The organism is Streptomyces sp. NPDC053426, from assembly GCF_055585405.1.
This window is the reverse complement of record NZ_JBVJKE010000026.1, coordinates 1-20,651: the sequence shown is the minus strand read 5'-3', so window position 1 is coordinate 20,651 and position 20,651 is coordinate 1. Positions and strand designations below refer to the sequence as shown.

At 68.3% G+C, this 20,651-nt stretch carries 18 protein-coding genes and 6 pseudogenes; 16 read left to right on the top strand and 8 right to left on the bottom strand.

Features of this window, described 5'->3' with window-relative positions:
- Positions 1-151 precede the first annotated feature (151 nt).
- From ACZ62B_RS35245 to ACZ62B_RS35225, 5 genes and pseudogenes are all read left to right on the top strand, one after another.
- Complete coding sequence (locus ACZ62B_RS35245; protein ID WP_469693524.1) at positions 152-1,522, top strand: ATP-binding protein; 1,371 nt, start codon at positions 152-154, stop codon at positions 1,520-1,522.
- Positions 1,523-1,613: 91 nt separating this feature from the next.
- Positions 1,614-2,444 carry a hypothetical protein gene (locus ACZ62B_RS35240; protein ID WP_344566403.1) on the top strand — a complete coding sequence of 277 codons (831 nt, stop codon included), beginning with the start codon at positions 1,614-1,616 and terminating at the stop codon, positions 2,442-2,444.
- A gap of 420 nt (positions 2,445-2,864) precedes the next feature.
- Positions 2,865-3,956 carry an IS630 family transposase gene (locus tag ACZ62B_RS35235; protein WP_469693522.1) on the top strand — a complete coding sequence of 364 codons (1,092 nt, stop codon included), beginning with the start codon at positions 2,865-2,867 and terminating at the stop codon, positions 3,954-3,956.
- 133 nt (positions 3,957-4,089) lie between these two features.
- A pseudogene (locus ACZ62B_RS35230) lies at positions 4,090-5,285 on the top strand (IS701 family transposase).
- A 442-nt stretch (positions 5,286-5,727) separates the two neighbouring features.
- Positions 5,728-6,378: a hypothetical protein gene (locus ACZ62B_RS35225; protein WP_469693520.1), complete on the top strand. Its 651-nt coding sequence runs from the start codon at positions 5,728-5,730 to the stop codon at positions 6,376-6,378.
- A gap of 69 nt (positions 6,379-6,447) precedes the next feature.
- On the opposite strand, the gene ACZ62B_RS35220 is transcribed toward ACZ62B_RS35225, so the two are convergent.
- Positions 6,448-6,648: a hypothetical protein gene (locus tag ACZ62B_RS35220; RefSeq protein ID WP_469693518.1), complete on the bottom strand. Its 201-nt coding sequence runs from the start codon at positions 6,646-6,648 to the stop codon at positions 6,448-6,450.
- Positions 6,649-6,725: 77 nt separating this feature from the next.
- Between ACZ62B_RS35220 and ACZ62B_RS35215 the strand changes: the two genes are divergently transcribed.
- Positions 6,726-6,881: a hypothetical protein gene (locus tag ACZ62B_RS35215; RefSeq protein WP_399807618.1), complete on the top strand. Its 156-nt coding sequence runs from the start codon at positions 6,726-6,728 to the stop codon at positions 6,879-6,881.
- A gap of 349 nt (positions 6,882-7,230) precedes the next feature.
- Here the strand turns inward: ACZ62B_RS35215 and ACZ62B_RS35210 are convergent, their stop codons facing one another.
- A complete protein-coding gene (locus tag ACZ62B_RS35210) occupies positions 7,231-8,154 on the bottom strand; it encodes an NADP-dependent oxidoreductase (protein ID WP_469693516.1) in 924 nt (307 codons plus the stop codon).
- Positions 8,155-8,260: 106 nt separating this feature from the next.
- On the bottom strand, positions 8,261-8,656 hold the full coding sequence (locus ACZ62B_RS35205) for a MerR family transcriptional regulator (RefSeq protein ID WP_468880288.1): 396 nt from the start codon (positions 8,654-8,656) through the stop codon (positions 8,261-8,263).
- A gap of 1,696 nt (positions 8,657-10,352) precedes the next feature.
- Here ACZ62B_RS35205 and ACZ62B_RS35200 point away from each other — a divergent pair.
- Entirely contained in the window at positions 10,353-10,637 is a 285-nt protein-coding gene (locus ACZ62B_RS35200; protein ID WP_469693514.1) for a hypothetical protein, read from the top strand.
- Between the two features lie 313 nt (positions 10,638-10,950).
- On the opposite strand, the gene ACZ62B_RS35195 is transcribed toward ACZ62B_RS35200, so the two are convergent.
- Positions 10,951-11,328 (bottom strand): hypothetical protein, encoded by a 378-nt coding sequence (locus ACZ62B_RS35195; RefSeq protein ID WP_468887243.1) that lies wholly within the window; start codon positions 11,326-11,328, stop codon positions 10,951-10,953.
- 29 nt (positions 11,329-11,357) lie between these two features.
- Here ACZ62B_RS35195 and ACZ62B_RS35190 point away from each other — a divergent pair, with 29 nt between their 5' ends.
- The 3 genes and pseudogenes from ACZ62B_RS35190 (at position 11,358) to ACZ62B_RS35180 (ending at position 13,979) form a co-directional block, all read left to right on the top strand.
- Positions 11,358-11,528, top strand: coding sequence for a hypothetical protein (locus ACZ62B_RS35190; RefSeq protein WP_344566790.1), 171 nt, complete (start codon positions 11,358-11,360; stop codon positions 11,526-11,528).
- Positions 11,529-11,727: 199 nt separating this feature from the next.
- Positions 11,728-12,237: pseudogene (locus ACZ62B_RS35185) on the top strand (transposase); the annotation flags it as partial.
- Positions 12,238-12,413: 176 nt separating this feature from the next.
- Positions 12,414-13,979, top strand: a complete 1,566-nt coding sequence (locus ACZ62B_RS35180; RefSeq protein WP_469693511.1) for a hypothetical protein — start codon at positions 12,414-12,416, stop codon at positions 13,977-13,979.
- A gap of 81 nt (positions 13,980-14,060) precedes the next feature.
- On the opposite strand, the gene ACZ62B_RS35175 is transcribed toward ACZ62B_RS35180, so the two are convergent.
- Together ACZ62B_RS35175 and ACZ62B_RS35170 are read right to left on the bottom strand one after the other, a co-directional pair.
- Positions 14,061-14,270 (bottom strand): hypothetical protein, encoded by a 210-nt coding sequence (locus tag ACZ62B_RS35175; protein WP_344566383.1) that lies wholly within the window; start codon positions 14,268-14,270, stop codon positions 14,061-14,063.
- 626 nt (positions 14,271-14,896) lie between these two features.
- Positions 14,897-15,238, bottom strand: a pseudogene (locus ACZ62B_RS35170) (transposase family protein); the annotation flags it as partial.
- A 153-nt stretch (positions 15,239-15,391) separates the two neighbouring features.
- On the opposite strand from ACZ62B_RS35170, the gene ACZ62B_RS35165 reads away from it, so the two are divergent.
- Positions 15,392-15,721 carry a transposase gene (locus ACZ62B_RS35165; RefSeq protein WP_469693509.1) on the top strand — a complete coding sequence of 110 codons (330 nt, stop codon included), beginning with the start codon at positions 15,392-15,394 and terminating at the stop codon, positions 15,719-15,721.
- Between the two features lie 158 nt (positions 15,722-15,879).
- Positions 15,880-16,242: pseudogene (locus ACZ62B_RS35160) on the top strand (DDE-type integrase/transposase/recombinase); the annotation flags it as partial.
- A 503-nt stretch (positions 16,243-16,745) separates the two neighbouring features.
- Here the strand turns inward: ACZ62B_RS35160 and ACZ62B_RS35155 are convergent.
- Positions 16,746-17,069, bottom strand: coding sequence for a hypothetical protein (locus ACZ62B_RS35155; RefSeq protein ID WP_468722436.1), 324 nt, complete (start codon positions 17,067-17,069; stop codon positions 16,746-16,748).
- A gap of 76 nt (positions 17,070-17,145) precedes the next feature.
- Between ACZ62B_RS35155 and ACZ62B_RS35150 the strand changes: the two are divergent.
- A pseudogene (locus tag ACZ62B_RS35150) lies at positions 17,146-17,418 on the top strand (transposase); the annotation flags it as partial.
- An 80-nt stretch (positions 17,419-17,498) separates the two neighbouring features.
- Here the strand turns inward: ACZ62B_RS35150 and ACZ62B_RS35145 are convergent.
- Positions 17,499-17,966, bottom strand: coding sequence for an SRPBCC family protein (locus ACZ62B_RS35145; RefSeq protein ID WP_469693506.1), 468 nt, complete (start codon positions 17,964-17,966; stop codon positions 17,499-17,501).
- Positions 17,967-18,282: 316 nt separating this feature from the next.
- On the opposite strand from ACZ62B_RS35145, the gene ACZ62B_RS35140 reads away from it, so the two are divergent.
- From ACZ62B_RS35140 to ACZ62B_RS35130, 3 genes and pseudogenes are all read left to right on the top strand, one after another.
- A complete protein-coding gene (locus ACZ62B_RS35140; protein ID WP_469693504.1) occupies positions 18,283-18,861 on the top strand; it encodes a DUF6461 domain-containing protein in 579 nt (192 codons plus the stop codon).
- Between the two features lie 509 nt (positions 18,862-19,370).
- The gene (locus ACZ62B_RS35135; protein WP_469693578.1) at positions 19,371-20,174 is read left to right on the top strand and encodes an IS5 family transposase; all 804 of its coding nucleotides are present in this window, start codon (positions 19,371-19,373) and stop codon (positions 20,172-20,174) included.
- A 43-nt stretch (positions 20,175-20,217) separates the two neighbouring features.
- A pseudogene (locus ACZ62B_RS35130) lies at positions 20,218-20,559 on the top strand (IS5 family transposase); the annotation flags it as partial.
- Positions 20,560-20,651: the final 92 nt, after the last annotated feature.

The window sequence follows — 20,651 nt, the reverse complement described above, 5'->3', positions numbered from 1 at the left end:
AGGCCCGAGGAACCGGCGAGGCACTGAATTGCCGTACGGATTACAAAGTTTTGCAGTCCGGCGTACGAACGTTTCCTTCCCGCCATGCCCCCCGTCGGAGACAATCGTGCGCATGTCATCAGAGGAAGCGGCGTTCTCGATACGCGACCGGGTGTTCGGCAAGGGCGCTCTCGTCCCGGGCCACCATCCGGAACTCCACACCACACAGCACGCGGTCATGGTCAGGCGCGCCCTTCACGGCTTCTACCGCAGGATGGCTCTCAGCAGGATGGTCGTCGTCCCCTTGTGGACGGGCACCCTGACCGTCGAAATGCTCACCAGCCCCACCAGCCGGCCGCAGGGCAGTACGCGGCTTCTCGTCACCCTGGTCCTCATGACCGGGGCCCTGTCCGCCCTGGGCGCGGTCGCGGCGTGGAGTCACCACCACGAAGGTGCCCTGGACTGGATGGACGACCGGCGTGCCCTGCGCCGATTCTCCAGCTACCTGCGACGCACGGCCAGGGACAGGCGGGTGAGCGTGGACGTGCCCGGCCTGACCGAAGGCGCGGGCGTCCTCGCCATGGCCTCCCTCACCGCCTGGACGGCACCCGAGACCCAGCAGGCAGTGCCGGTCCTGTGGTCCGTTGCGTTTACGCTTCTGTTGCTGTACCTCCCCTTCTCCCAATACGTCATCGACCCTTCCTGGTACCAGGTCGACCTGGCCCGGCGGGCCGACCACGCCTGGTTCCGGTTCCTGCTCCCCCTCGCCCTTGCCGGGGCCGGATTCGCGCTGTACCGGGTGTGCGCACCGGCGTCGGCCCCGGGACCCGACGGTGCGATCGTGATCGTGGGGCTGATGCTCCGGCTCTACGTGGACGTGAGCCTGGTCAACGCGTTGCTGAGCGCGCTTCCGGACGCCCTGCGCGATCAGCGCAAGGACCTGTCCGACGCGGTGTCGAGCGTTGTACACAGCAAGATCAAGAACGAATTGCGCATCCTTGGCACGCAGCTGGAACTGGACTCCCAGTCCCCAGCGGTACAGGCGAGCTGGCACAGTCTGGTGCATCAGGTCGAGACCTTGCGTTGTCACCCGTTCCGCGAGGGCGACTGCCTTGACCTCGACGAGATCATTGAAGGCGTCCGGTCGACATCCCGAGCCCATGCGGCCGACAGCTCGGCGATCGAACTGTCAGCCGAGAGCGCGGGCACGGACGGGGCGCCGCTGCGTCCCACCGACCTGAATCTGCTGGAGATCGTCCTCAGCGACTTGTGCGCCAACAGCGTTCGCGAGGCCAACCGGCTCGGCCGCTCCACCTACGGCATCCGGATCTTCATCAGCATGGCCGAAGAGGGGCGGCGGCACAGGGTGACGGTGACGGTGGAGGATGACGGAGGCGGCTTCGATGGATCCTCGTCCATGAACCGGCAAGGGTCCAGTCTCGCCGTACTGGACCGCAGGCTGAAGCGGCGTGGCGGTGGGATCGAGGTGAGCCGCGCACCCGGTGGCGGAGCCCGAGTGCGAGCCACCTGGCTCGCTCTGTGAACACTAACTCGCCAGATTTCCCGTGCTGCTGACGTTCCGTCCGGCCTCTGGGACACTGACTTCCCGCACATCGCCAGCCGGAGGTAGCTCCTTGACCGATAAGCTCCACCAGCCCGAAGAAGGCGCCCCCCTCCGGCACGTCCTGATCGTCGATGACCTGGGCACGATCGAGTACAGCATCGAGGGCATGCTCAACCGGCATTCCGCCGTCACATCGGGGCGTCTGACGTTCGAGATCGCTCAGGTGACCAGCCCCGACGACATCCCCGCCACCGTGGAACTCGCGGAAGACATGGGAGTCACGTACGACGTGGCGCTTGTCGACCTCGACTTCGGAGCCCGCCGAGCCGGCGGCTCCCAGAGCCACGGGCTGACCGCACTGCGACTACTGGCCCAGCACACGCCCGGCACCAAAACCGCGCTGTACACGGCGGACGTCGAAGGCAACCGCGAGCTGATGCTCCGCGCCGCCTTCGAGCTCTGCCCGCACAAACCGAGCACCTGGATCAGCAAGGCCTCACCGCCTTCGAATCAGGCGGACGTGATCTGCGACCTCCTCGACGGACGCGAGCCGCCGCTCGGGCACCTACGCCCGTACTTCTTCCGTCCAGAGCATCTGAAGCTGCGTACAGTGTGCGGCACTCGCACGCAGCTGCGGCTCTGGCAGGCCCTGGCCCTGGGACTGGAGAACCGCGTCCAGATCGCCACACAGGCAGGTGCGAGCCCCAGCACACTCGACAAGTTCGTCGCCCACGCGCGGGAGTTCATACTCGACTGCATGCCACCGCCCGCGTCACCGGAAGGCGCTCGGCTGCCCATTCCGGCCGCCCGGTCCGCAAATCTGGCGCTGGCAGTGCGGTTCGCCTACGCCAACCGCGCATTCTTCGACGACCCGGAGCTGGAGCAGTTCGTCGATCGCTGACCCGCCCTGCACCTTACGGCGCTGCGTCCAAGCCAGGTCAGGGCGAGCCCTCTTGTCTCCTGTAGATGCCGCCCTCCTGACCGGCGCCACTCCTCGTGGGTGGCGCACTGGTCGTGCAGGAGCCGAAGACGCCGGGCAGATCAGGAAGCTGGAACGAATACTTGAGCCAGCATGTTCTGATGCGGTGCCGCACGATAGGCGAGAGACGGGCCACTCCCGCACGGGGCGGACCGGTACCGCAAGTAACACCTCCTGCGCGTTCACCTGGCCGCCGGTAACGACCCGGCCACCCTCCACCCCGACATCCTCATCGCCGGCGTCAACATCGGCGGCTGGCTTCGCCGACAGCTCACCCGCTGGTACGCCTGTCTGACCACCCACACCTAGTGATCTGAGTCGGAGATTCGTCGTTGGTTCGGTATGAGTCGTCCGGGTCCGATGATTCCGCCGTTGTCGCTGACCGATGCCCAGCGGGTCGTGCTGGAGGGCTGGGTGCGTCGCCGCACGACGGCCCAGGCTCTGGCCCAACGATCAAGGATCGTGCTGGAATGCGCCGAGGGGCACTCGATCATGGAGGTGTCACGCCGGCTGCGGGTCAGTCCGGACACGGTCCGCACCTGGCGGCGGCGGTTCCTCGAACGCGGCCTGGACGGCCTGTGTGACGAGCCGCGGCCCGGCGTCCCGCGGAAGATCACCGACGCGGACGTCGAACGGGTCGTCGTCAAGACGCTGGAGGAGAAGCCGGAGAACGCCACCCACTGGTCGACCAGGTCGATGGCGGCGGCCACCGGCATGTCGCAGTCGGCGATCTCGCGGATCTGGCGGGCGTTCGCACTCGTGCCGCACCGCTCGCAGACGTTCAAGCTGTCTACCGACCCGCTGTTCATCGACAAGGTCCGTGACGTCGTCGGCCTCTGCCTCGACCCGCCGGAGAAGGCCCTGGTCCTCTGCGTGGACGAGAAGTCGCAGATCCAGGCCCTGGACCGGTCCCAGCCCGTGTTGCCGATGATGCCCGGCGTTCCCGAACGCCGCGGCCACGGCTACGTCCGCGCCGGCACCACCACCCTGTTCGCGGCCCTGGAGGTCGCCACGGGGAAGGTGATCGGCTCCCTGCACCGACGCCACCGGGCCGTGGAGTTCAAGAAGTTCCTGGCCAAGCTCGACAAGGAGGTGCCCGCCGAGCTCGAGGTGCATCTCATCCTCGACAACTACGTCACCCACAAGACACCCGCCGTCAAGAAGTGGCTGCTGGCACATCCCCGTTTCCACCTGCACTTCACGCCGACGAGTTCGTCCTGGCTGAACCTGGTGGAGCGGTGGTTCGCCGAGCTGACCCAGAAGAAGCTCAAGCGCGGTGTCCACCGATCCGTCCAGGCCCTCGAACGCGACATCCGGTCCTGGCTCGCCGACTGGAACGAAAACCCCAGACCCTTCGTCTGGACGAAGACCGCCGACGAGATCCTCGACAAAGTCGCCGCCTACTGCCGACGAATCTCCGACTCAGATCACTAGTACTCCAGTTGCAGTTCGCTATTCCTGCTGGTCATGGGCTTGTTCGTGAGTGTACTTGGCTGATGTGCCGTCAGGTGGCGGGAGTTCGTGACTTCGGGTGCGGCAGGCCGTTGTGTTTGTCGTGCAAGATGATGTGCGGCCCGATGTCTGGTCGGCGGAACTGGAAGAGCTGCTGGTGCGGATCGGTCACCGCTTCGGGCGGGTGGATCTTCGGCGGATGCGGGCCTATGCGCATGGCCTGCTCGGTCCGGTGGGCCGGAAGAACAGCTGGCAGCTGGCCGAGCATGCCGGTCACGACACCCCCGCAGGGTTGCAGCACCTGCTGAGCCGGGCCTGCTGGAACCCCGACTAGGTCCGCGATGACCTGCAGGAATACGTTGCCGAGAGGCTCGGGGATCCAGCCGGAGTGCTGATCATCGACGACACCGGGTTCATCAAGAAGGGCACCGTCTCGGCCGGGTCCAGCGGCAGTATTCCGGCACGGCCGGCCGCACGGAGAACTGCCAGATCGGCGTGTTCGCCGCCTATGCCTCCTGCCGGGGCCGCGCGCTGGTGGACCGGGAGCTGTATCTGCCGAAGTCCTGGACCTCCGATCCAGACCGCTGCGCGGAGGCGAAAGTTCCCGACGAGCGTGCGTTCGCCACCAAGGGTGATCTCGCGAAGGCCGTCATCATGCGGGCCCTGGCCTCGCCGCTGCCGATCGCCTGGGTGACCGCGGACTCCGCCTACGACCAGGAGTGGCGGCTGCGCCGCATGCTGGAGGAGGCCGGCGTTGGCTATGCCCTGGCCGTGCCGAAGTCCCAACACGTGCACGCCATCGGCCGCATCGACTTCGCCATCACCCAGGCACCCGAGGATGCCTGGGAACGCCACTCCTGCGGGGCCGGCGCGAAGGAGCCGCGCGTCTACGACTGGGCGGCAGCGAGGCTGCCAGCGATCGACGACTTCGACGGCGATGCGCCCACCCACGACCGGTGGGTACTGGCCCGCCGCAGCCTGGCCCGCCCAGATGAGATCGCCTACTACCTCGCCTATGCGCCGGCCGGCACCGCCGTTGGCGAGCTGGTGCGGATCGCCGGGACGCACTGGGCGATCGAGGAGGCTTTCCAGGCCGCGAAGAACGAATGCGGCCTGGATCAGTACGAAGTCCGCCGGTATCCGGGCTGGTACAGGCACATCACCCTGGCGATGCTCGCCCACGCCTTCCTTGCCGCCATGGCCGCCGCCGCAGGGACGGAAAGGGGGGCCGCAGAACCGGTTCCGGCGATCTCGCCCCGCTCACGGTGGCGGAAATCCGGCGACTCCTGGCAACTGGCCGCCCCACGCTGACGCACATACGGCGTACGCGCCACGCACTGAACTGGTCCCGCTGGCGCCGCCGTCACCAGGCCACCGCACGCCGCTGTCACTACCGCCGCCGCACCCGAAGTCACGAACTCCCGCCACCTGACGGCACATCAGCCAAGTACACTCACGAACAAGCCCATGACCAGCAGGAATAGCGAACTGCAACTGGAGTACTAGGCAACGCCTACCTTGCCGAGGCCGCGACACCGACGCAGCGCCGCGCCCTGGCCAAGGTCCGTGAGAGCAAGGCCCGCGCTCTCAAAGCGGACCTAAGAGGGCATTCTGAACCGGTATGCTCGATTCTCGCAGTTGGCTTGGGTCGGACACCGTCCTGGCGGTCACGTGGTCCTTCGGCGGCTTCTACAGTGTCCCGAGGTAAAGGGGACGGGCGAGGCCGGTGGATCAGAAGGGCTGACTCGAGAACGTGGTGCGGATCGAGCGATTGGCGGACCTGAGGCCCGTCCATCAGCGTCAGGCTGCCGTCCTGGCCCTGTGGCGGTGGCGCGCGCCGATACTCGCGTTCGGATTGGATGCGGAGTGGGGCGTCGACCAGTCTGTGCTGGAGTCGCTGTTCCGACTGGCAGCATCACCCGCTGGTGAAGAGTCGGATCGTGCATACCGGCGAGCAATCGCCGAGCTGCGCACCGCCCCGCTCTTCACATCTGAAGTTGACCCGGACACGGTCCAGCTCTTTCAGTTGGAGACCATCAGCAACCTGCTGACCTTCGGTGAACTGCTGGACAAGCCTGGCGTGGACGAAGTCGAGCGAGTGGTCGAAGCCTCGGCCGGCCTGGCGAACTACCTCGACGGTCTCGTCGAGGGCTCCTTCTACTCTCACCCCTCGGAGGAAGCCCACCGCCAGTACCTTGCCGACCTGGCGGGCCGAGCGAGCGAGGGCTATTTCGCATCGCGCCACTTCGCTGTCGAGACCGCCTGCCACGATGCTCTCGGGGTTCTCCCCGATTCAGCAGGGCTGCTCGACTCGTCCACCGGTCGCGGGTTGCTCGCGCTCTGCGAGGACTTCGGCGAAGAGCTCGTCACAACGATGCAGTGGCTCCGCATGACGGGTTACTAGCGATCGCAGCGTGAGCCGGATGGCAAGTGCGGCAGCTGTGACGGACGGGTGGCCTGGAACGGAGGGCTGTTATGGGCGGCGCTGGATGAACAGGCCCGGTTCGTTCTCGGCGAGGACACCCAGGCTGACCAGGCGCTTGAGCTTGTGCCGAGTGCTCTCGATGTTCTTCGGCTTGAGCGAGAGGTCCAGGGCCTGGCACAGGTCGCGGGCACGCATCGGTCCAGCAGCGTCGGCGAAGACGTCGAGGATCTGGCAGGAGATCGACCGCATGCCGCTGGACGAGGTCCTGGCCGTCGTCCCGGCCCTTCCACCCCGCCTGGACGGACGCGGACCCCGAACTGATCGCCTTGTGCGACCGGGAAGCGGCCCACGGGAACTTCCGGGCCTGGGCGAAGATCACCCACCACCTCACCGTGGGGATGAAAGAGACCGGACGGGCATGCGTGGATGAGGAACTGCTGCGCTGGGCCTACAGCAAGCTGAGCCACCGCCGGGCGGCCTGATGCTCGACTGCCCGAACCCGCCCCCGGTCACGGTGATCATCGACCCACACGACGACGTGGCCCGCACCCGGGCGGCCCTTGCCTCCCACGCTCCACACGGCGGACACCTCACCGTCCACCCCACTCCCGGTGTGGACGCCGCCCTCGCACTCGCCTGCGACATCCTCGCCGCTCTGGGCAAGTCCGTCCCCCTGACGGGCTATCGACCTGCCGATCCGGCCCCGTGTCGGCGTACGCCTGAACGTGCTCAACCCCGTACAGGTGAACGTGCTCAGTTGATGAGGCGCTGACCACGGGTTCTCGTCAGTCCGCAGTGGACGGCCGACAGCGTCGGACGGCCGGGCACTTCTCATGCCACCTTGATGACAACCTTGCCCGGGGTGTGACCGTTCTCGACGGTGGCGAGGGCGGCCGGGGCGTCAAAGAGCGGATGGACCGCGGTGATCACGGGTGCGAGGAGTCCGTCGAGGGCCAGCCGGGCCGACCGCTCCAGGTTCTCGCGGTCGACGCGACGCTCGACGAAACGCCCACCGAGATCGGACACGGACATGTCACCCACAGCGATGACGTTGCGGGGATCCTGGGCCAGCGGAGCAACCGTCCGCAGCGAGGTGCCTCCGGCCAGGTCGACGATCCCGTCGAAGCCGTCCGGAACCAGCTCGCGTGCCGCGGCGGCGACGTCCTCAGCGGTGTAGTCGATGAACCGCACCCCGATGGCCTCGGCGTGCTCGCGTTTGGCGGTACTCCCGGTGCCGATCACACGCAGCTCGCGTCCGATGGCCAGCCGGGCGACGGCGAGGCCGACCCCACCCCCGACTCCGTTGACCAGGACCGTGGCACCGGCCGGGAGGCTGAGCTGGTCGAGCACGTCCACCGCGGTCGTCCCGGCTACCGGCAGCGTTGCCGCCACGGCCATGGACAGACCCTCCGGGATGCGCGCGGTGTTCGGCGCGGACAGCACGGTCGTCTCGGCGTAGGTGCCGCCACCGGTGAGTGCGAAGCCGAAGACCGCGTCACCCACCTCGAGCCCGTTGACGTCCTCGCCCCGGGCGAGAACGGTTCCGGCTGCCTCCATGCCCAGCACGCGGGGAAACGGACGCCCGCCGTCGAGCCCGTCGACCAAACCCGAGCGCAGAAGGTGGTCGAGGGGATTCACGCCGGCGACGTCGACCTGGATCAGCACCTCGCCGCGACCGGGGACAGGGTCGGGACGATCGAAGAACTCCTGCACCTCGGGCCCGCCATACCTGCCGAAACCCCATGCCTGCCCCATCTTCCGCCGCCTCTCGTACGACCGACCCGGTGCTTCCGGGCGTTGTCGCCATCCTCACCTTTGACATTGATGTGAGGGGCAACCGGCTGAGACGCAGATCACGGCATCAGGCCGACTGCGCCACCGGTTCCGGGGCCGTGGACAGCTCCGCCCGGTGTCGGCTGTTGGCCCTGATCAGCACGTCGAGTGCATCCCGGGTCTCGATCAGGTGCGCGATGCCGGCGTCGATCCGGTCGCGCTCGCGCATCATCGCCGTGAACGTCTCCTCGGCGACGCCCAGGTCACCCGGGACGTCCACACACGGCAGCACAGTCGCGATCACCCTGCTGGACATACCCGCGTCGAACAGCTGTCGGACGAGTGACACGCGCTGGACCGCAGCATCGGAATAGTGACGCTGCCCCGCGCCGGAGCGTGAACTGGTCAGCAGGCCCTGCTCTTCGTAGTACCGCAGTGAGCGCGGACTCACGCCCGTGCGCTTGGACAACTCGCCTGTCCGCATCCCTGAGAGCCTACGCCCGCGTGCTCCAGGTTCAGACCGCCGTCGAGTCATGGACACTCGCGGACACCCCCACGGCCGCAGGACTGCCCTCCTGGTCCCACGACTGAGCACGTTCGTCTGTACACGCCTGAGCACTTTTCCCGGTACGCCGACCCCCCGGGCCTGGTCGCTCGCCGCCGCCTGGATCCTCGCCACCCCCCATCACCCACCTGACCCTGCTGCGCGCCCACCTCCTCACTCCGCACCGCTTCAAGGACCTCCTCGCCCTGCGCCGGCGCACAGGCATCCGCCTGACCCTTGTCTGTCACCGCCGGAAGACGAGGCCCTTCCTGGAACGCGAACTGCGGCCGGTGGAACACCACATCGCCGAGGCATCCGCCCTGCTCCCCGAGACCGAACCGGCCCCTCTGCCCTCGCTCCCCGTAGCGCGGCCGCTGGCGAACCGATGGATCAGCCTGTCCGCCCCAACCACGTTCAAAGCCTTCGACGAGGCCACGGGCCCGTGCCACTGCGCAGCACCGACGGCAACGGACCGGGACTTCTTCCCACCAGCGATGCCACCGGTCACCGAAGCGGAAGCCGCCTGGCGCCTCCACCGCGCCCCAGCCAGCCCCCACCTAGCAGCCCAGCTCGCCACGGCAACGTTCACCGCGGCCTCCACCACCCAACTCGATACCGCGCGCGCCCGCGACCTGGAGCCGGACACCTCGACCATCACGCTTCACGACCACGGTCTCCGGCAGGGCTGTATGACCCGTCCGGTCCTCGGCTGGGCCCGCCCCCTGCGAGGGCTGCCGCACCCGCCTGGAGTATCGACACCGGCACCGACGGCCCCCTGTTCAGCGACCCGCTGCGCAGTACAGGACTGCCATCCCTGACAGACTTCGCCGAGAGCTGCAAACTGCGCCCACCCCAACCGCCCCACCCCAACCGCCCCGCCCCAAGCGACGCCGAACCAAACGTGGCCCGGCCCCGCGCCCGAAGAAACCCGCAAACACCATCTGGCCCGTGTGCGCCGCGCACTACCGGCTCTCCTGAGCCAGCGAGATGCCGGACCTGATGCAAGGCTGCCCCCACCCTCCACCGCACACGCAAAAGACCATTGACCGCAGAAAGCGGGGATGGTTGCCGCCCGACTACGGGCTGCGTGAACTGCGGGACCTGCGCTAAGAAGCGGTGAACCGCCCGAACCCTCCGCGACCTGCCGTAGGCTCCCCGCGGATAACGGGCCCTGCGTGCTGCTGACCGCGCACAGCATCCGGGTCAGGCCGAATTGCGTATGGTTACGGCTACAGAAGCCCCTCCTCCGGCCGTGCCCGGTACGACCCGCGCCCCGGCGACCCGGACCGCTGGGACTGGACCGGCGACATTCTCTGACCGTCCCGGGCCGACTCACCCACCAGCCTGGCCCGGGGCACGCTGGGAGGCGGGAGCAACGCGCCGATCGTCGTGCACCGGCCCTCCAGCTCGGGCGGCCGGAGAGCCACCATGTCATGGCCAGGGCGAGGCCCTCAGCACCGCCTACAGCGACCACGACCCGGTCGTGTTCCTCAAGGGCGCCGACGTGGCCGACCGGAGGCCGTCCTGGAGGGCGAGACGCTAACGATGCCCGTGTTCTACGTTCCCGCTCGCCCGGTCCCGTGACCGCGTCTCCAACTGGCAGACGGCACGCGCCCGGGCGGAGAGGAAGAGCGCCATGACGTACATCGAGGACGGCCTGCGCGTACGGAACGGCTTCGACGAAGGGCCGCTCGCGGATGCGGCGCTGGACCGTGCGGCCCGCGCGAGGCGACTTATGGACGAACTGCAGGAGTGGCCGGAGAGCATGACGGAGGCGGAGCTCCGCGACGGGGTCCGCCGTGCCCTGCGGCACTACACGGGGCGCCGGCCGCACGCCGACCAGGTCTGTGGGATCGCCCGACTGATTCGTCGCGGGGCACGCATCGAATGGGCTGTGGCCGACCGGCTCACCTGCGCCTGACGGCGACACACCCTAAGGCGCACACAGCGACGGGCCGCACGGAAGACTCCGTGCGGCCCGTCGCTGTGTGCCCCGGAGGTTCGCCGGCTCAGGCGGATACGCGGACTCGGGGTCGCCCAGCAGGTGGACCATGCCGTGGCCTCGCTTTGGTGGAGGCTGATGCGGGGCGGCTCCCGGCCGTACGCGTCCGCGTCGTGTTGCTTGGTGCTCACGCTGTGCCTCCCTTGTCTGTCCGGGGGCGGTGGGCGACCCGGCCCGGATCGCGTACAGGCGCTGGCGTCCGCGTCTTGGTGGCCGGGGGGCGCATGATGCGTCAGCTGGTGCGCGGAGCGGTGACGGCGTGGGCCAGGACGACGACGGTCTGCCGCCCGGCGCCGCCCCGGGCCCGTACTCCGGTGAAGCGGACCTGATCGGCCGCCCGATCGCCCAGCCGTTGCCACGGGCGCAGCCGTCCGAGTAGATCGCCCTCCAGCTCACCGGACACGCCTGCGCCGTTGCCGCTGACGTCCAGCGCCACGCCGCCGCCCTGCCGAAGAATGACGGCCGCGGCGCCCTCGCCGAAGTCATCCTTCACGAAGCCGCCGGCCACCACCTCTACGACCGGAAGATCCCGATCATTGCGATCGGCCTGAACCAGCTGCGCCAGCACGGTCCCGCCGGCCCGGTGTTCCTCCGCTTCGGCCGCGACCACATGCAGCCGCTCCTGAAGGTGATGAGGAGTTGCTGCGCGGCCGGGTCTACGGCGCAGACCACGGCCGCCCGGGCCCGCTCCCGCACCGCGACTACGCCGAACTGGTCGGCGGCCCGCTCGACGGGCTGCTGCTCGATATCATCGGCTGGGCAGTGGACGAGATCCAGACCGGCGTCGCGCCGATGACCGATCTCGGGTAATTCGGCGCTGGTGGTCGGGCCTTGTACGACCTGGAGCCGGCGAGCGGAACCGCTGGGACTGGTCCGGCGACACACCTGACCCGGGCACAGCAACGGGCCGCACGGAGACTCCGTGCGGCCCGTTCGGCCTCATCCATGCTTCGGCTGCAGGGGGGCCTGTTGCCCTGGAGTCCCCCGGCCGTCCAAAGGACGTACCTGGGGCCGACGCGGCCGCACCCCGGTCGTGACCATCAGCGGGCGCCGCTCGGGACGCCTGTCGGTGGCCGGACTGATCGCCATGCGGCCCGGCTCCCGCACCCGGTCGTGCCACCGCCTGCGCACCCACCGGGCGGGCAAAGGCAAACGCCGCAGCATGGGCGAGCGTGACTTCGTCGCACTCGTCGACGGCGTCCACCAGCTCCTCGAGGCACCCATCGTGCTGGTCTGGGACCGCCTCGACACCCACGTCTCTCACGCCATGCGCAAGTTGGCCGCCGAGCGCGCATGGCTGACGGTGTTCCTGCTGCCCGTCTACTCGCCCGGCCTCAACCCCGTCGAATGGGTATGGGCCCACGTCAAGCGCAACTTGGTCAGCCTCGCCGTGGTCGCGCCCGACCGACTCGAAGCTCTCGTCCGTAACCGGCTCAAGCGCCTTCAGTACCGGCCCGACACCCTCGACGGCTTCATAGCCGGCACCGGCCTGACCCTCGACGAACCAGCCTCACCCTGACGAGCGGAAGTCAGTAAACCCGGACTAGATCACTTCACGCAAAGACCCTGGGCCGCTGGTGGGTGGCGGATCCGCCTCCGTGGCCCCGGTCCGATCTCTACGCTGTGAATCCGGGAGGGAGCCGCCGGGGAGGCAGGGCACCGGGGGCAAGAGGTGAGGGGTAGGGGGAGGGCTTGTTGGACCGCATCACAGATGACGCCGGCGAAGAGCCGCCAGCGCGGGTTTTCGGAACCGAGCTCGGTGAGGTGATGAAGGAGTTCGGCGAGGCCCGCGGGGAAGGGCTCTCGCTGCGCCAGGTGGAGGCCTTGAACACCGAGCGCCGCCACGAGTACGCCGCCGACGGCGGAAAGAAGGGGAGCGAAGCCAAGAAGCCGCTGAGTTACGACCACACCACGGTCCGGCGTTACCGCAGCGGTGACGGCATCGCCCCGGAGGACTTCATCGATCTGCTGGTATGGATCGGCAACCGGCTCTCCACTCCGCTCTCCGGGAAGCGGGTGGCAAAGTTGCGGGGCTTACGCCAGGAGGCACTGAAGGCCAGCGCCAATCCCGCTCACCGTCTGGAGAACGCTCTTTTCGAACTCGAAGAAGCCGATCTGATCATGGGGTCGCTGCGTAAGGACCTGGCTGCCGCCACGGCCCGCACAGCTGAAGCCGAGCAGACCTTGCACGCCGTGCACGACCGTGTGGTGGCCATGTCGGCATCCCTCGACGCGAACTCGGCCGCCGACGCGGAGGACCGCCGCACCCTGCTGGACGAACTGGGCCACCTGGGCGCCGAGCTCGACCGCCACCGCGCCGAATTCGATCGCTCCCTCACCCATCAGGCCCGGCTCAGCGCCCAGCTCGCCTCCTTGCGGGCAGTTACCGCCGATCAGCAGCGCAAGCTGGCAGCCGCTGTCCGCTCCGCCACGGAGATGGAGGCCGACCAACAGCGAGCGGCCGCTGAGGCCCGCGCGGCCCACAGCCTCGTCGCCGAACTCCGGCAACGGCTTCACACCACCGAACTGCAGGTGGCTGAGCACACCGGTCTGCGGGCCCGCGCTGTCAAAGCCCTGGCCCAGGTCGCGACCCTGGCTGTGCTGACCTGTGCCGCTGCGGCCGGCCTCTGGTCGGCGTCGTGGTGGGAGGGCGTGATCCTGCCTCAGCCGGCGGGACAGCGCATTCTCGCGTTGGTCGTGACCGCGACCGTGGCGACGTTCGTCGGCACCGTGCTGGGGGCTCTTGTCGCGGCGGTGGCAATCGGGGGCTTCGGTTTCCTGTGGTCGGTGCTCAGGAACCGCGAGCCGTACGGGCGTGCACCGGTGGCCGCTCGTGTGGCCCGGGGCACGGGCTTGGCTGTCTCTGCTGTCCTGGCGGTGGCCGGTGTAGCGGCCGGACTGGTCTGGATGGCGGTTCTCTCGCTGCGGCTGGGGGTCTGGGTGGCTGGACAGGCCGGGCTGGACATCGAAGTGTCCGGTACTTGGCAAGCGGCCGCAGCAAACTTGTCGGCACTGTTCGCCGAGTGGCTCTGCGCGGTCATGCTGGGCCTGACCACGCCCGCTCAGGAGGAGAACGACGACATCAAGGACCCCACCCTGGTACGGGCATCCCGTCACCGCAAGCGGTGGGCACTGGGCCCGTTCTACCACGAGGAGGTTTCCTCCTTCACCGAACGTCGCAGCCCCGAGGCCCTGATCTTCCCCCTCCTGGAGAGGCAGGGAGAAGACCCGGACGCCCCGAAGCAACCGACGGGCCCATAACCCTCCTCGTACTCTCCCGCAGCCGAGGCGGCTCGGGCCCGGCCCGGCCCCCCTGCCCCGAGCCGGGCCGAGGCCAGCCGGTCAGGCGTCGCCGACGACGGAGTCGGCCAGCGGGAACACGACTGCGAAGGCCGATCCACCCGCCAGAAAGGCCACGGGCAGGTTTGTCCCGCTCCAGTAGGTGAGCAGGCCGGCAACCACCGAAGCCAGCACAGCCAGCAGCAGTACGACAGCGGTACGTACGGACACAGTGCTCTTCAAGGCAATGGCCCCCTTCGGTTCCACGCGCACGGCCCCCTCCCAGGGGGCGGGTACGTGGTGCTGGGTGGGCAGGCTTGCTGCCCCTGACGTGACACCACCTTTGCGGGCCATAGCGGTGTTGCGGAACGGTTCAACACCCTCCGAGCAGGTATTTTCCTCCACCTCTGCGGACCGCCGCAGTGTTGCGGGGTGGTTCAACACCCGTCGATCAGCAGCCCGTCCCCGGAGTTTCCGCAAGGGGCGAAGGCTCCTGCCGCCGCCGACCCGGCTTGTGGTGGCCGGCGGCTGCGGGCGGCCCGCACGGCCGCCGGGAGGAGGGGAGCGATGCCCCTTCTGCGACGGCTGCAGTGCCCCGGCACGCCGTGCGTTGGTGGAGCACCTGGCCGGTGAGCACGAGGCTGCCCTGCCCGCGAGAAGCCAGAGCAGCGGCTGGCCCCGGTCCGGCCCGGTCGTGGTCACGGTGTCCTCCCTTGTGGGGCGGTTGGGCGTGCACCGGGTGCACACGTGTGGTGGGCGGTGAGGCGCTCCCGCCCTTGTGCGTCCCAGGCGGACTGCCGGGCAGGGGCCGGCCGCGCCCGGATGGTGAGCTTCCCCCGCTGTGCGGGAGGTGCTGGCTGAAGGGTGTTGCACAAGGCCGTTTCGGGCAGGTCAGGGCCTTGGACCGCGTGCTGGAGGCCGTCGCCGCGCTGTCGGCAGTCGCGGAGGATCTTGTAGTTCTTCATCCGGCCGATCACATGCCCGACGCGGGCACGGACCTTGTGGTGGGCGGCGTTGTCGTCCTCCTCGCCCGGCAGCAGGGGCCGGTGAGGGCGTTTGCGGTGCGGTACGGCCATCCCACAGTTGAGGTAGGCACCGTCTGCCAGGACGGTCACGCCCCGGCAGTGTTTGCTCAGCCCGGAGGCCCGCCAGGCGTGCGCGTCCGCGGTGGTGCCCGGAACCGGATGGGCGGCGGCGATCACAAGGCGGGTGTCGGCATCGACGATGACCTGCACGTTCGTAACGCTCGGAGGGGGTTTGTTGGTGTTGCCGAGTGCTTGCTGGCCTGGGGTGTTGTGGGTTCACTGAGAAGTCGAGTGGGCGGTTAGGCCGGGGTGGGCGGGGTGGGGTCTGCCGCACGATCGGGTGGCGTCTGAACTGGCTTGCCCTGTGGGGTGGGTGGGAAGGATGTCGCGGTGCCCGAGCCTTGTCCTAGAGAGTTCCGTGGGGACGTCGTGCGGGTCGCGAGGAACCGTGTCCCGGGGGTGACGGTCGGGCAGGTGGCCAAGGACGTCGAAGTCCATCCGATGACGTTGTGGAAATGGATGCGGCGGGCGGACATCGACGACGGGACCAGGCCCGGGGTGACCGGCCGGGAAAGCGCGGAACTGCGGGAAGCGCGTCGGCGGATCAAGCTGCCGGAGCAGGAGAGTGAGGTCCTCCGCCGGGCGGCGGCCTGTCTGTCACAGGCGCATCCGCCGGGAGAAGGATCTACCCGCTCGTGAAAGAGCCGGCCGTGGACGGGGTGCCCGTCACGGTGACGTGCCGGGTGCTGAAGCTCGCCGGACAGCCCTACCACCGCAGGCTCGACAAGCCCGTGACGGACCCCGTGCCGAAGCAGGCTCATCGAGCGAACGCGCTGTTCGACGCCCACCGCGAGGACCCTGAGTTCGGCTGCCGCTTCCTGGCCGGCGAAGCCCGCAGCTCGGAGGCCGCGATGGCCGGCCGGACCGCATGGCGGATCCGCCGGGACAACCACTGGTGGAGCGTGTTCGGCAAGAAGCGCGGCGGGATCAAGAAGGCCGGCCCGCCGGTGCACGACGACCTGGTCCGCCGCGACTTCACCGCGGACGGCCCGAACCGGCTCTGGCCTGCCGACATCACCGAACATGCCACCAGCGAGGGGAAGTTGTACCTCTGCGCGATCAAGGACGTCTTCAGCAACAGGATCGTGGGTTACTCCATCGATGCGCGGATGAATTCCCGCCTGGCCGTGACCGCTCTGGACAACGCCGTCGCCCGGCGCGGACAGGCCGACGGATGCATCCTCTTCGAGACCGTCATGACAACACCGGCCCCGCAGGCCGCGTGACCGAACTCGTCACCCGACGCCGCATCAGACCCTTCGTTTTCGGCCCTCTGTCAAAGGCCGGGAGGCAAGGGGCGGGCAGGGGGTAGGCGGGTAGGTATGGATGGCACACGATTGCGGCAGAACAAGCGGAGCCCTCAGGAAGCGCGTGCCCGGGGAACCATGGGAATCTGGCGGTGGGCCAGGTGGGTGGCGCTTGTCCTTGCGGTCAGCTGGGCGGTGAACTGGATCGTCAATCTCGCCCGGGGTGAGGGGGGACGGGATCTGTGGTGGCCTCTGGTCAGTACCGTCATCTGGGCAGGACTGACCGGATACGGCTTCAGGACCTACCGCCGGATCAGGACAACGACTTTGCCGTCCATCACAGGCCGTCCGCCTGCCTGACCGCCCCTTGCCCGGCGCCGTCGAGTAATTGTCAAAAGCTGTGGATCAGTAGCTGTTCACGCTGTCTCGTGGTTCAGGTGGGTGAGCCCTTCGATGGAGCCCAGGCGGGTTCGCAGGGCGGGGTCCGAGGTCGGTGTGGTGGTGAGCAACAGCACCTGGGCCGCCGGATGTTCCGGGGCGTAGAGGTCGTCTTCATCATCGTCGCCGGGGATCGGGTTGGGCTGGATCTGGATCCGCCCGCTGGGAATGTCGGCGAGGTAATAAACGCCCTGGTAGTAGCTGTCGCGCTCGGTGAAGATCAGCCCGAGGCGGTCACTGACGAGCCGGACCAACTCGCCGACGGTGTGGGTGCTGGTGCCGTAGGTGTGGTGGTCGGTCATGGTGCACCAGACTCTATGCCGCAGCGGTGGTGGGGTGCTCGATGAGCCGGCCGCGTTCGAAGCGGGCTCCGGCCCGGACGACGGTGATGAACTGCTGGCGTTCTACGACTTTCCCGCGGAGCACTGGGTTCACCTGCGTACGACGAATCCCACTGAGTCGACCTTCGCGACCGTACGGCTGCGGACCAAGGCCAGCAAGGGAACGGGCAGCGCGGCCGCCGCTCTCGCGATGGTCTTCAAGCTCGTTGAGCCCGCCCGGCAACGCTGGCAAGCCGTGAACGCACCCCACCTCGTCGCACTCGTCCGGACCGGAGCCCGCTTCGAACGCCCCGAGACTCACGCCGCCTGAACAACCACAACCGAGCCACTGATCTTGACAATTGGTCTGCGTGAAACATCGTGGCCGGGCCAGGGCACAGCCGGCTTGAGTCAGCTGGCCGCTTCGACGTACGACGCCAGGTTGGCCAGCGAGGAGGCGATTCCAGCTTCGTGGTCCGCTTGGTCGATGCCGGGTGGCACGTCCGTGGCGGTGACGGTCACCTCGGTCCCGTCACCGACGGCGGCGAGGTGCCAGGTCATAGTCATGATGCCTGCGTACGACGGATCGTCGGCCTCGAACACCGCCCGCTGCACCACACGCTCCGGTGGTACCAGGTCGGCAAACCCGACGTCGACGACATCCGTCGCCTCTGAGGTCTTGCCGGGGCTGTCGGTGGAGTCGAGGTAGGTGAGGACCATCCGGAATCCGCCGCCAGGCCGGGGATCCCACCGCTCGACCCGCCCGCGCATGCCGTCCGGCGGCAGCCAGTCCTCAAGCGACTCCCTGTCGAGGAGGGCACCGTAGACAGTCGCCGGTGGTGCCGCGATGACCCGGCTGACGCGATCGGTCCTGCTCATGGCCCGACCCTAGGACCAAAAAGGTTCTGCTGAGCACACACTCATCGAACGACCCGCCGAAGAAACCAGCCAGGAATCACGAGGCGACCAACAAGTCGCATGACACGCCGATCCACAGGTCTCGACTATTCCTCCTGGCCCCCCTCGGTCGGACGGGGAACGAAGCGAAGTGGTCTGCTGTGGCCGGGTAACCGGAGGACTGGCCACCAGACACTTGCCGGTTTCACAGTGCCGGCGTTCGTCATCGGGAGTTCAGGCGTGTGTCGTAGCGTTGGCGGCCGCCAGGCGGGTGCTGACCGGGAAGGCGCGGGTCGTGATGGCTTCCACGTTGTTCGATGTGCTGGGGGACGAGTGGTTCTGCGTGACCGCGGTCCGGGGGCTTGGGGAGGCGGACGTATTGGCCCGGCTGGGTGCCGCCGGCCCGGATCCGCTGCTCCGGTGTCCCATCGACGGTGTGGCTGAGCACTTCAGCCTGGACAGCTGGGCAGTGCGGGTCTACTGCCCGAAGGGGGAGGGCTGGGCGTATGTGTTCGATGCACTCCCGCAGATGGGTGTCCCGTTCAGGGAGCCGGTGCTCAAGGAGCTGTCCAGGAGCACGGAAGCGGTGTCCGTGTGGCAGCTCCTCGACGGCACCACTCGCGTGGCGCACGCCCGTGACGGGGAGATTCTCGCCCTGTTCGACTCGTGGAGGTTTGACCCGGCGTCCGGGAAGGAGCCGGACCGGCTCAACCGGGCCTTGGAACGGGTCGGCTTTTTTCTGGACGAGCCGGGTGACGACTTCTCCGATCCGGCTGCCGCTCTGGAAGCGGTGGAGAGCGAGTTCGGTCTGGCGGTGGACCCGCGGGAAGTGGCGGGGCCGCTGCCGACGGTCGTCGTTCCCGTACGGGGCGGCTGACAGCCGGCAGCGGCCGCTTGTTAGAAGGTCATCCTCAGCCGTGTAGGTGGCCTGTCTGTCCACCTACGTGCATGTCGCGGGACGCAGCGTCGGGTGTTCAGGATGGCGTGTCGGTCAGAGTTCCTATTCTGCCTAAACCAACCATCCACGCACTCAGTCTTTCTGACGCCCTGTTAACCATGATCCTCTGATCCGGCATGATCACTTTCTGTTTGATTGGGGGGAGTTGTGGGAGAGGCAAGCGCGTTGGCTTGTCGGAGCCGTCAAGGGCTTCGGTGTGGAGTGCGGGATGAAGCTGGCCGGCCCGGGGGAGCCGGAGGCCGCGATACGCACGCCGCTGGAGCAGCCGCTGCGGACGGCCGGACCCGAGCTCGGGGTGTGAGCCGTCTTTCACGACGAGGTGCGTGATACCGAGCGGCGTGTGCGGCCGGACCACGGGATCAGCGTCGATGGGGTGATCACGGGATACGTCGGGGTCAAAGCCCCCGGTAAAGCTATCGCTCCGTCCGCTGGTCCCGGCGGTCAAACCCGGCGGTCGGCCGGCGAGGCACACGCGGCGGGAGATCCTGAACGTGTTGACGTACTGGCTGCGGGCCGGCTGCGCCCGGAGACTGCTGCCGCATGACCTGCCACCGTGGCAGACCGTCTACCGCCACTGGCGGCGATGGCGGCAAGAAGGCGTGTGGGAGCGGATGCTGACGGCGCTGCGTGAACGCGAGCGGGTGCAGCTCGGCCGTGATCCCACGCCCAGCGCAGCCATCGTGGACAGTCAGAGCGTGAGGGCCGGCGAACGCGGCGGCCTGCACGGATACGACGGCGGCAAGAAGGTCGGCGGCATCAAGCGCCACCTGCTCGTCGACACCCGCGGCACCGTCCTGATCACCTGCGTGAGCCCGGCGAGCGCCGGCGATCGTGATGGCGCCGCGATGCTGTTCTCCCGGGCAGCCGATGCCTTCCCGCGCCTTCGGCACGTGTGGGTGGACCAGGGCTCCCGCGGCGCCGACTTCCATGCCTGGGCCCGGGAAGCCACCGGCATCACCGTGCAGGTCGTGCAGCGCCGTGACGGCGGATTCCGCTCGACCTGGGCGAAGGCAGGGACACCGCCTCCGGCCGTGCCCCTTTTTCGCGGTGGTCCCGCGACGTCGGGTGGTGGAGCGGACGATCGCCTGGCTGGGACGGTGCCGCCGCCTGTCGAAGGACTACGAGTACCTGCCCGTGTGCTCGGAGAACGCCGTCTACCTCACCATGGCCATGCTCCTCGTACGGCGCCTTGCACGATCAGCCTGCTGACCAGCTTTTCAGACGCCCTCTAGGGCGTGTTGCGAAAGTGGATCTTGAGCCTGATGATCACGTGCTGTGGAGCGTGGTGATCTGACGAATGGCCAGTGGGCCCGGCTGGAACCGTTGTTGCCGCAGGGCATCAAGCCGGGCCGTCCGCCGGTGTGGACGCGGCGGCAGCTGATAGACGGCATACGGTGGCGGACCCGGACCGGTGCCCCCTGGCGCGATGTGCCGGAAAGCTACGGGCCATGGGACCGGGTCTACGACCTGTTCCGGCGCTGGCAGCGGGACGGCACCTGGGCCAGGATCGTCACCCAGCTCCAGGCCCAGGCGGATGCGAAGGGCCTGATCACCTGGGACGTGAACGTCGACTCCACCGTCTGCCGAGCCCACCAGCACGCCGCCGGGGCGGCGAAAAGGTGCCCCTATGGTTTTCGTCAAGCGGTGGCCGGAGTAGGTGGCTGGTAGAAAGTGCCGTCTCGGAGCATGGCGAAGAGGACGTCGATGCG

Bases quoted from the DNA above. Each gene is read 5' to 3' on its own strand.
- ACZ62B_RS35155 (WP_468722436.1), bottom strand. From the start codon at position 17,069: ATGACCGACCACCACACCTACGGCACCAGCACCCACACCGTCGGCGAG.
- ACZ62B_RS35145 (WP_469693506.1), bottom strand. From the start codon at position 17,966: ATGAGCAGGACCGATCGCGTCAGCCGGGTCATCGCGGCACCACCGGCG.
- ACZ62B_RS35235 (WP_469693522.1), top strand. From the start codon at position 2,865: ATGAGTCGTCCGGGTCCGATGATTCCGCCGTTGTCGCTGACCGATGCC.
- ACZ62B_RS35220 (WP_469693518.1), bottom strand. From the start codon at position 6,648: ATGCGGTCGATCTCCTGCCAGATCCTCGACGTCTTCGCCGACGCTGCT.
- ACZ62B_RS35200 (WP_469693514.1), top strand. From the start codon at position 10,353: ATGACGTACATCGAGGACGGCCTGCGCGTACGGAACGGCTTCGACGAA.
- ACZ62B_RS35210 (WP_469693516.1), bottom strand. From the start codon at position 8,154: ATGGGGCAGGCATGGGGTTTCGGCAGGTATGGCGGGCCCGAGGTGCAG.
- ACZ62B_RS35140 (WP_469693504.1), top strand. From the start codon at position 18,283: ATGGCTTCCACGTTGTTCGATGTGCTGGGGGACGAGTGGTTCTGCGTG.
- ACZ62B_RS35205 (WP_468880288.1), bottom strand. From the start codon at position 8,656: ATGCGGACAGGCGAGTTGTCCAAGCGCACGGGCGTGAGTCCGCGCTCA.